We start from the raw sequence: 9,640 nt of genomic DNA on the forward strand, positions 1-9,640 counted from the left end.
CAGGGGGCTGCTCATGGCCCCACCCGGCCCAGGAGGCGGGGCATGCCGAGCACGAGCGGGGTCATGTTGACGCAGTCCCGGGAGAAGTGGGAGCAGTCTGTGCACGCCGGACGGCCGTCGAACAGGGTCCGCGCATCGGCGCCGACGATCGTGCGGCGCGCTTCGGGCGGCGTCGCGGCGATCCGCCGGTCGGAGGGGCAGTCCCACACCGTGCCGTCGGGCTGGATGAAGAACAGCTGCGCACCGCCGAAGCACTGCTCGACGCGGCCGCTGTCCTGGGTGGCGATCGAGTCGAGGAACTTCCGCACGTACGCGGGTCCGGGCAGGGTGAGTCCGCCGGGATCCTGCTGGAGGTGCAGCAGCTGCTCCTCGACGGCGGGGACGTCGTCGGCGGTGTGGCAGCGTTCGGCGAAGAGCTTGTGGTCGGGGGGCAGGGAGATGGGCTGCGGGACGTAGTAGTCGACGCCGATCTCGGCGGCCAGGCGGGCGACGGCGGTGATCTCCTGGGGGCGCTCGCGGATGACGACGCTGTAGATCCCAACGCGCGGGCCCGCGCCGTCGCCCCGCTCGTCCAGGAGGGTGCGGATGCCGGCCAGGACTTCGCGGTGGCCGACGCGGCGGGAGCGGGAGGGCCGCAGGGCGTCGTTGACGGCCTCGTCCGCGCTGTCGAGGGACACCGAGACGGCGTCGACGCCGAGTTCGACGAGTTTGCGGGCGATACCGGGCCGGGTGAGGGGCACGCCGTTGGTGGCGATGACGACCTCGCACCCGGCGTCCTTGATCGTCTTGATCACGCTGAGGGTGGGCAGCCAGTCCAGCGGCTCACCGCCCGCCAGGACGACCCGCTCGACCGGCGAGTCGGCCAGGCTGCGCGCGAACGCCTCCAGCTCGGCGTGGTCGAGGTCGCGCACGGGTATGTGGGAGAGCAAGCCCACCTCCTTGGGCGGGCCCTGCTTGTCGTCCGCGAGCTCGCCGAAGTAGCAGTGCGGGCAGCCGAAGGAGCACGGGGAGCGCAGCGCCCACAGCACGGTGATCTCGCGCCTGCGCCGCGGCCGAGGCGCAGTGTCAGGCCACATGGGCGGCCTCCCGATGGGTTTCGGCGGCGCGCACAGCGTCCTCGACGGCTTTCGCGGCTTCCCCGGGGCCGCACCCGCTGACGTCGATCAGCGTGTACCGGTCGGGCTCGGCGGTGGCGAGCTGCTGGTAGAGCTGGCCGGTGCGCTCGATCACCGCGCGGGCGTCGGTCGGGATGGCGTGGCCGATGCGCTCGGCGAAGCGGGCCGTGCACACGTCGCCGTCGCCGACCAGCAGCACCGTGGCGTCGGGCATGGGCCGCCAGCGGCGGGCGGTGGCCAGGATCCGCTCGGCGATCGCCAGGGCGGGCGTGGCGGGGTGCTCGGCATGCAGGATCGCCGCCTGGCACACGGCCACGCTGTCCACGCCGCGGTCCTCCAGGACGACTTCCACGCCGTCCGGCAGGGCGGAGGCCAGGCGCTCGGCCTCGTGGAACTTCAGCGCCAGCAGCGCGAGCGTCTCGGCGACCGGGTGCCCGGTGCGCAGGCACACGTCGCCGGTCGCGGCGAGGGCGGCGATGACCTGGCCGGGCAGGGAGTCGGCCCGCTGGTCGGTCAACTCGTCCAGACGCAGGCACCGCGGGCCGAGCGCCGCGGCCACCGCGCGCACCGCAGTGGTCTTCCCGACGCCGTTGACACCCTCGACGCTGACCCACAGCGGCCTGCCGGGGGCCCGGCGGGGGCGGGGAACGGTCGTGGTGTTCATGCCGGCCTCCGGCACACGAACAGCAGCTCGGTCGCCCGGTCGGGCACGGCGACGGAGGAGACCGTGTCCAGCAGCGCCTTCGGCACCCGGGCGGCCAGGTGGCGGTACCAGTCGACCGCGGCGGGGCCGAAGCGCTCCTCGAGCTCGGCGGCGACGTCGTCCGGGGAGGGCGGCAGAAGTCCCATCACGTCCTCGACGATCAGGTCGGCGTCCGCGACGGCGCGTTCGACCTCCTCGCGCGACCACTCGTAGACGTGCACCCGGTACTGCAGCGGGCGCGGCGGCGGCCCGAACGCCTGCGGCGTGGACAGGTACAGCACACCGCCGCCGGCGAGCGCGGCTCCGGTGGAGGCCAGGCTCTTGACGCCGAGTTCGTAGGGCAGGTGCTCCAGCGCCGAGGTGTAGATCGCGACGTCGAACGGGGGCAGGTCCGGCCAGGGCTCGGAGACGTCGCACTGGACGAAGTCCACGGGGAACGGGCTGCCGTAGTGCCCGCGCAGGGCCTCCAGCCGGGTGCGGGCCTCGGCGAGGTTGTCCGGGCTGACGTCCAGGCCGACGTAGCGGGCGATGCTCGGGGCGTAGCGGTGCAGCAGCGGCAGGGACAGGCCGCGCCCGCAGCACACGTCCAGGACGCAGGCGCCCTGCGGGCTCTGTTCGGCGGCGATGAGGTGCTGCATCAGGTTCATCAGCCCTGACGGCTTCGCCTCGCCCACGGCGAGCGCGCCGTAGAAGTCGTCCATCTGGTTAATGCTGTACGGGCCGATCATCGGGGTGCCGGGCCGGGTGAGGTGCTGATCGGTGAGCTCGGTGGTCATGCGGTTCCCTCCCAGGGGAAGACGATCCAGGTGCGGTGGGTCGAGGCGATGTGGTCGATGGCGTCCTCGGGCGGGGCGTCCTGCTCCCAGTTGGCCCGGTTCACGGCGAGGACCGCGGTGCGCACGCGGGCGGCGCCGAGGTCGTGGAGCATGTCCGCGGTGTGGGCGAGGGTGACGCCGGAGCCGGCGATGTCGTCGACGAGGAGCACGTCCAGGTCCCACAGGTCGCCGAGCGAGGCGGGGTTGCGAACGTCTGGCAGCGGGTTCTTGTCCGCGTTGACGCCGTCGCCGGTGGTGCGGACGACCTCGACGGCGCGCACGTCGCGGATGCCGAGGCGGTGAGCGAGCCACACGGCCGGGACCGTGCCTCCGCGCATGATGCCGACCACGGTCTGCGGCAGCCCGCCGGTGCTCACCCGCTCGGTGAGGACGTGCACAGCGGAGCCGATGTCGTCCCAGGTCAGGTGCAGGGGGGTGGGCGGGGCGGCGCCGTGCGCGGGTGCCGTCGGTGGCCTGTCCATCGGATGCTCTCCTCTTTGGTCGGTGGGCTGGTCGGTCTCTCAGGCCGCGCGGTGCCGGGTGGCGATGGCGAGGAACTGCTGGGCGAGCACGAGGCCGCTCTCGAAGCGCCCCCGGGCCTGCAGGGTCGTGGTGCGGGCGTCCTCCATCCGCACGCCGCGCATGCTCATGCACAGGTGCAGGCCCTCGACGTGGACGGCGATGTCCTGGCTGCCGACCGTCGCGGCGAGGTGGTCGGCGACCTGCGCGGTGAAGCGCTCCTGGACCTGGAGCCGGCCGGCGTAGTGCTGCGCGATCCGGCCGAACTTGGACAGGCCGAGCACCTTCTCGCCCGGCAGGTAGGCGGCGGTGACCTTCAGGTTCATCGGCAGCAGGTGGTGCTCGCACTTCGACCAGACGCTGACGCCGTCGACGAGGACCATCTGGCCCACCAGCGTCGCCTCGGGGAAGCAGGCCGCGTCCGCGGGACCGGGCGACAGGAAGGAGGTCCACGAGTCGGCGACCCGCTTCGGGGTGCCGACCAGGCCGTCGCGGGTGGGGTCCTCGCCGAGGGCGATCAGGAGTTCGTTGACCAGGTACTCGACGCGGGCGGTGTCGACGCGCGGCTCGGACAGGGGCACTTCGAGGGCGGCCGGGCGAGCTGCGAGGTCGGTACTCGTCATGGTGGGTCCTCTTCTCGAAGGGGGTGGTGGTGCGGGCGGCTCAGCGGCCGCTGGCGTTCTCGAACGCGAGGGTGTGCATGCGGGGGGTCAGGCACCAGCGGCGCGCGGCGACCTGGTCGGCGATGGTGCGGAGTGTCGCGATGACGGCCTCCGCGGTGGTGCCCTCCGGCATCACCCACACCGGGGCCAGCCGGTGTTCCTCGACGAGTTCGGCGATCCGGCCGAGGTCGTCCGGGCCCGACGCGACGAACTTGAACGCCGCCCGGCCGCTGGCGGCGAACGCGGCGAGCACCGCCGGGACGATGCTGCGGCTCTCGTCCTCCCCGAAACTGGAAAGCTTCGGGGAGACGTTGAACCGGACACCGTCGACGAGCAGGTCAGGAATCGGCGTGATGGTGCCGTTGGTCTCGATCTCGATCCGCTTGCCGGCCGCGAGCAGTGCGCGTACCAGGGGCAGCAGCCGCTTCTGCTGGAGCAGCGGCTCGCCGCCGGTGATTACGACCAGATCGACCGGCGAGGACAGCGCCCACCGGACCAGTTCCTCCACCGTCATGCGGGTGGACACCTCGCGCGGGTCGTACTGCCGCCAGTCCCACGTCAGCTTGGTGTCGCACTTGTTGCACGCCAGGTTGCAGCGGGAGAGGCGGATGAACAGGGCCGGCCAGCCACCGCTGGGCCCCTCTCCCTGGAAGGTGGGCACCTCCACGCCGAAGCACTCGGCGATCAGCAGCGCCCCGCCGGTGAGGACCGGTGCGCCGAGCGGACTGCGCTCGCTCACCGGGCGGCCACCTCGAAGCGGGCCCAGCTGCTCGCGGTCTCGCGGACGCGGACGGCGGCCAGGCACCCCGTGATGCCGGGCTGGACGTGCTCGATGAACCAGCCGGCCAGGTACTGGGCGAGGAGCTCGGAGGTGGGCTCGACGGGCAGGACCTCGTGAAGGTTGCGGTGGTCCAACTCGCCGTCCAGGAAAGCCTTGAACGGCTTGAGGTCGGCGAAGTCGGTGACGAAGCCCGGTGCGACGAGCGTGCCCGCGACCAGCTCGACCTCGACGGTGTAGCTGTGTCCGTGCTGCCGGGAGCACTGGTGCTCGGGCGGCAGCCCCGTCAGCCGGTGGCCGGCCTCGAACGTGAACGACTTGCCGATGCGGAATGCGCCAGGCGGCATCTCGACGGCGGGCAGGACGGTGGACAGGGCCATCATCTCCTCGGGACGGGCGGCACTGGGCCGCGTGGAAGAGCGCTCGGGAAGGCCGGGCCGTTCGGACCCGGCGGGGTCGCGCCGGTCGTGGTCAGGCCGGTCGAGCAGCTCTCGGCAGTCGGTCGCGGGTTCGGCGCCCGACCTGGCGGAGCACTATCTGACACCCGATCAAGTGGATTGGGCAGGGCAAGTTAGGTGGGCAAACTACGGGCGGCTAGTACGCTCATTGCCCTTCACGGGCGTCCAGTTGAGGGGCAGGACGATGGAGAACACGGCCTTACAGCAGGCCAGGCGCGTAAGGGGGTGGACCCAGGAGACGGTGGCCGCCCGCGTACAGGCCTGGTGCCGGGATGAAGGGCTGGATCCGGGGAGCTTTGACGCCGCCACCGTCAGCCGCCTTGAATGCGGTCGCATCAGGTGGCCGCGGGACGAAGTACGGCAGGCGCTGCGGGCAGTTTTCGAGGTGAAGACCGAAGCGGAGCTCGGCCTTGTCGGCACGCGTCGGCCGCGAGAATCGACCCGCGAGGTGAGTCCGACGGAACGCCGAACCTTCCTGTCCCTCGGCGTAGCGGGCGTCCTACCCGACATCGCGGTATCGCCGACCCGGCTCGGGGCCGACGACGTGCACGGCCTTGCTCGCCACACCGCCGCGCTGGAGGAGTGGGACCGCCGCTCCGGTGGCCGCGCGACCCGACACTTCGCGGGCCTGGAGCTGCGGCGGGCCGTCGACCTCGGCGCCGCCTCGATGACGCCGTCCGTCCGCACCGCGTGGAGCGGCGCGGTGGCGCGACTGGCCGGCCTGTACGCCTGGACCAGCTTCGACGCCGGGGAGGCCGGGGCCGGCGCGTCCTTCGACCTCGCCCTGGACGCGGCGAGGGAGGCGGGCGATGCCTCGGCGTACTGCCACATCGCGACCAACGCCGCCCGCCAGGCCGTCCACGAGGGCGACTCCGAGAGGGCGCTGGCGCTCACCGCGTCCGCTGCCGGTCCGCACCCGCCCGCCGTCCTGGCGATGATCTCTGCCGTCACCGCGCAGGCTCTCGCGCTCCAGGGCGACATCCGCGGCGTGATGCGCTCCGTCGCCGCGGCCGAGGACCACGCCTCCCGCGCCGACGACAGCCTGCAGGAGGGCTGGATGCGGACGCTGACACCGGCCAAGCTGCGCTCCGACCTCGGGTACGCCCTGTATCGGCTGTCGGCGACCACCGGCCACCTCGCGCCCGACGTCGTGCCCCAGCTGCGGCGCACGGCAGGCGTTCCCGAGGCGTCCCAGCCTCGGGCGAAGGCGATGGGCGCGGCGCGCCTGGCAACCGTCCTGTTCCGGCAGGGCGAGATGGACGAGGCCCGCCACCACGCCGCGGTCGCCGTCGACCTGGCCTCCGCGGTGGGGTCGGCCCGGCTGGATGCTGCCATCACCGAGATGCGCGCCGCCGCCGTGTGAGGCGGCACGGCGGGCGATCAGCAGCGTCGGGTAGGCGTCCAGGAGCTGCCACGGGCTGATCGCCCGCTCCTCCGCCGTCGCCGAGGACGGCACCGGCGCGTCCTTCGCCGGCCTCTACACCTCCCGCATCAGCCCGGCCGAGCCAGCCGCACTGCTGGAAGCCGTCCGAGCCGTCCGAGCCTCCGCACACAACCCGGCGATCACCGCCTACGCGCAGGCCCGCGGCGCCACCACCGCGCCTCGGACGGCGGTACTCGTGCAGGCCGACTGCGTCCGGCCTGCTCCGGCGTCCTCGTCGCCGAGGTCACAGGCGGACGGTGCACCCGCTGGCGGATCGAGGCCGTTCGCGGCCTGGCCGAACCGCTCGTCGCCGGTGCTCAGACAGACGAGATCCACATCAGCGGCCCCGACGGCCGGGCCACTGTCCGGCCCACCGACCAGGAAGTCCTGCAGCTGCCCGGCAGGCCGGTGGAACTGGGGATGCCGCCGGGCGAATGGGTGTACCCCGACACGGGCCGCCCGCGGAACCCGGGCGAAGATCCAGACATCCCACTCGGGAGTGCTGCACCTCTACACCCCGGCTGCCCTGGCCGACCGCCCCGTGCTCATACCCGAGGGGAGTGAGCGGCTCCTGGTTGCCGCTGCCCGGGCCGCCGCGGCCCTCAAACCGGAACGCGTCGACATCGAGTGGGCGATCGACTTCGACGACAGGCTCCACCTCGTCCAGGCCCGCCCGCTCACCGCACCGCTCACTGACATCACCACCGCCACCCAGGCGGAGCTCGCCGACGATCAGGTGCTGCACGGAATCGCGGCCGCCCCGGAATCGCCACCGGGCCCGCCGTCCTATCCGCTGGCGCCGATATCGCCGCCGGCGTGCTGGTCTGCAAGGTGCTCGGCCCCGAAGCGGTTCCGGCGCTGCTCACCGGTCCGGCCGCCGTCGTGGCCACCACGGGCGGCGAGCTCTCCCACACCGCGATCATCACCCGCGAACTCGGCATCCCCTGCGTCACCAACGCCCTGACCGTCATCGCACCGGGCGCCCTGGTCGAGGTCGACGGCGGTGCCGGCACCGCCCGCCTCGCCCCTGCCGTCCCCGGCCAGCGCACCGCCCCGTCCCACCCGCTCACCACCGCCGCGGTCCTCACCCGCACCCTGGATGCCCCCGTCCCTGAGGACGGCCGCGCCGCCACCCTGCTCTGGTTCGACCCGCAGGACCCCGACTCCGGCCTCACCGCCCTCGTCACCGGCGGCGCGCACCTGGTGGGCATACTGCTCCCCGGCGATCTCCCGGTCCCGGGCACCGTCCCGCCCGGCAGCCGGCCGGTCCGCCTTCCCGGTCTCGGCATACTGCTGTGGCCCCGGGACGCTCCGCCCCAGCCCGCCGAAGTTGCCGTCCTTGGTCCCGACGGTCAAGTCCTCCACCGTAGGACGGACGGTCACCCATGTCGGACTCTGAGCAGCACCTGGTCGGCGTTGAGGCGGTGATCGTGGACTGGGACGGCACCGTGGCCGACAACACCGCCGCCCGCCGCATAGCTCTGGAAGCCGCGCTCGCACCGCACGGGAATCGCCGCCCCCACCGAGCGCTACCGCCTGCTGGCGGGCCTGCCCGTGCGCGAGGTGATCGCAGCACTTGCAGTCGACGCGCCCCTGCCCGTGCCGGTGGAAGACGTGGTGGCGCGCAGCCGGGCCGCTCTGCTCGACGCCCCGGCGCCCGATCCGATCGCCCGCACGCTCGACCTCCTCCGCACCGCTGACCGGCTCGGCATCCGCCGGGCGGTTGCCTCCAGCGCCGCCGCGGTGTTCGTCCACCACGGCATCCACCGGCTCCGGCTGGACGAGCTGCTGCCCGTCGTCGTCACCCTCGACGACGTGCCGCAGGGCAAGCCAGCCCCCGACGCCTATCTCGGAGGCCGCCCGCCGGCTCGGTGCCGACCCGGCACGGTGCCTGGCCGTCGACGACGCCGACGACGGCATCGCCGCCGCCCTTGCAGCAGGCATGCGCTGCCTCACCATCCGGCACGGCCGCCTCGTCACGGCCCTTTCCGCCACCATCAACACCGCAGGAGGACCCCGTGCCGCGCAACCCTGACGACCAGGCGATCGGACCGCAATCCGTGCTCGCCGTGTTCGCCCACCCCGACGACGCCGAACTGTGGGCCGGCGGCACCCTCGCCCTCCATGCCCGGCACGCGCCCGTTCACATCGCCGTCCCCTTCCACGACCCCGTCCGCGACGCCGAGGCCCGGGCCGGAGCCGAAGTCCTCAGCGCCACCCTCCACCAGCTGCCCGAGCTCAACCCGGGGAGCATCCGTGCGGTGTACTGACCACGGAGGTTGGTGACAGGGCTCACGGCTGTGTGATCTTGAAATGAGTGAGGGCCTTCTGGCTCGGTGTGGATTGCGACATCTACCCGGCGACCAGAAAGGCCCTCATGCCACACCGTAACGCACCGCTGACCGAGACCGGACGCCTGCGCCTGGCCCGCTGCGTGGTCGAGGACGGCTGGCCGCTGCGGCGGGCCGCCGAGCGCTTCCAGGTCTCGCCGACCACGGCCAAGCGGTGGGCGGACCGGTACCGCACGCTCGGCGAGGCCGGCATGAGCGACCTGTCCAGCCGCCCGCACCGCAGCCCGCGCAGGCTGCCCACCCGGACCGAGCGGCGGATCGTCAAGGTCCGCGTCCTGCGCCGCTGGGGGCCGGCCCGCATCGCCTATCTGCTGCGGCTCAACCCGGCCACCGTGCACCGGGTTCTGGTCCGCTACCGACTCGCCCGCCTGGCCCACCTCGACCGCGCCACCGCCCGTCCGGTGCGGCGCTACGAACGCGCCGCACCGGGCGAGTTGGTGCACGTCGACATCAAGAAGCTCGGCAACATCCCCGACGGCGGCGGCCACAAGACCCTGGGCCGCGAGGCCGGCCGCAAGAACCGCTCCAGGGCCGGCTACAGCTTCCTTCACAACGCCGTCGACGACCACTCCCGCCTCGCCTACAGCGAGATCCTGGCCGACGAGCGCAAGGAGACCGCCGCCGCGTTCTGGGCCCGGGCGAACGCGTTCTTCGCCCGGGCCGGGATCACCGTCCAGCGGGTCCTGACCGACAACGGCGCCTGCTACCGCTCACACCCCTGGCGCGATGCCCTCGCCGCCGAGGGCATCGCACACAAACGCACCCGCCCCTACCGCCCCCAGACCAACGGCAAGGTCGAACGCTTCAACCGCACCC

The 9,640-nt window shown here is 73.0% G+C and carries 12 protein-coding genes and 2 pseudogenes; 7 read left to right on the forward strand and 7 right to left on the reverse strand.

Going from position 1 to position 9,640, the window contains the following annotated elements:
- Positions 1-11: 11 nt before the first annotated feature.
- From ACIQOV_RS12715 to ACIQOV_RS12745, 7 genes are read right to left on the reverse strand one after another with little or no spacing between them, the layout of a single operon-like run.
- Complete coding sequence (locus tag ACIQOV_RS12715; protein ID WP_331768702.1) at positions 12-1,076, reverse strand: radical SAM protein; 1,065 nt, start codon at positions 1,074-1,076, stop codon at positions 12-14.
- Positions 1,066-1,779: a thymidylate kinase gene (locus tag ACIQOV_RS12720; protein ID WP_331768703.1), complete on the reverse strand. Its 714-nt coding sequence runs from the start codon at positions 1,777-1,779 to the stop codon at positions 1,066-1,068. The genes ACIQOV_RS12715 and ACIQOV_RS12720 overlap by 11 nt, the downstream gene beginning before the upstream one ends.
- Entirely contained in the window at positions 1,776-2,594 is an 819-nt protein-coding gene (locus ACIQOV_RS12725; RefSeq protein WP_331768704.1) for a class I SAM-dependent methyltransferase, read from the reverse strand. The genes ACIQOV_RS12720 and ACIQOV_RS12725 overlap by 4 nt, the downstream gene beginning before the upstream one ends.
- Positions 2,591-3,115 (reverse strand): phosphoribosyltransferase family protein, encoded by a 525-nt coding sequence (locus ACIQOV_RS12730; RefSeq protein WP_331768705.1) that lies wholly within the window; start codon positions 3,113-3,115, stop codon positions 2,591-2,593. The genes ACIQOV_RS12725 and ACIQOV_RS12730 overlap by 4 nt, the downstream gene beginning before the upstream one ends.
- 39 nt (positions 3,116-3,154) lie before the next feature.
- Positions 3,155-3,775, reverse strand: coding sequence for a GTP cyclohydrolase I (folE, locus tag ACIQOV_RS12735; protein ID WP_331768706.1), 621 nt, complete (start codon positions 3,773-3,775; stop codon positions 3,155-3,157).
- 40 nt (positions 3,776-3,815) lie between these two features.
- Entirely contained in the window at positions 3,816-4,553 is a 738-nt protein-coding gene (locus tag ACIQOV_RS12740; protein WP_331768707.1) for a 7-carboxy-7-deazaguanine synthase QueE, read from the reverse strand.
- Entirely contained in the window at positions 4,550-4,975 is a 426-nt protein-coding gene (locus ACIQOV_RS12745; protein WP_331768708.1) for a 6-carboxytetrahydropterin synthase, read from the reverse strand. Before ACIQOV_RS12745 ends, ACIQOV_RS12740 begins: the two co-directional genes overlap by 4 nt.
- 523 nt (positions 4,976-5,498) lie before the next feature.
- Here ACIQOV_RS12745 and ACIQOV_RS12750 point away from each other — a divergent pair.
- From ACIQOV_RS12750 to ACIQOV_RS12780, 7 genes and pseudogenes are all read left to right on the forward strand, one after another.
- Positions 5,499-6,413, forward strand: a complete 915-nt coding sequence (locus tag ACIQOV_RS12750) for a hypothetical protein (RefSeq protein ID WP_401048012.1) — start codon at positions 5,499-5,501, stop codon at positions 6,411-6,413.
- Between the two features lie 58 nt (positions 6,414-6,471).
- Positions 6,472-6,666, forward strand: a pseudogene (locus ACIQOV_RS12755) (PEP/pyruvate-binding domain-containing protein); the annotation flags it as partial.
- A 623-nt stretch (positions 6,667-7,289) separates the two neighbouring features.
- The gene (locus tag ACIQOV_RS12760) at positions 7,290-7,901 is read left to right on the forward strand and encodes a PEP-utilizing enzyme (protein WP_401048014.1); all 612 of its coding nucleotides are present in this window, start codon (positions 7,290-7,292) and stop codon (positions 7,899-7,901) included.
- An 81-nt stretch (positions 7,902-7,982) separates the two neighbouring features.
- Positions 7,983-8,312, forward strand: a pseudogene (locus ACIQOV_RS12765) (HAD hydrolase-like protein); the annotation flags it as partial.
- Entirely contained in the window at positions 8,197-8,508 is a 312-nt protein-coding gene (locus tag ACIQOV_RS12770) for an HAD-IA family hydrolase (protein ID WP_331768711.1), read from the forward strand. The pseudogene ACIQOV_RS12765 and the gene ACIQOV_RS12770, both read left to right, overlap by 116 nt.
- The gene (locus ACIQOV_RS12775) at positions 8,492-8,743 is read left to right on the forward strand and encodes a hypothetical protein (protein WP_331768712.1); all 252 of its coding nucleotides are present in this window, start codon (positions 8,492-8,494) and stop codon (positions 8,741-8,743) included. The genes ACIQOV_RS12770 and ACIQOV_RS12775 overlap by 17 nt, the downstream gene beginning before the upstream one ends.
- Positions 8,744-8,850: 107 nt before the next feature.
- Positions 8,851-9,640, forward strand: a 790-nt coding sequence (locus ACIQOV_RS12780) for an IS481 family transposase (protein ID WP_401048017.1), incomplete at its 3' end; no start/stop codon positions are given.

The sequence above is a fragment of the Kitasatospora sp. NPDC091257 genome (assembly GCF_044757675.1).
Taxonomy (GTDB): domain Bacteria; phylum Actinomycetota; class Actinomycetes; order Streptomycetales; family Streptomycetaceae; genus Kitasatospora; species Kitasatospora lactacystinica.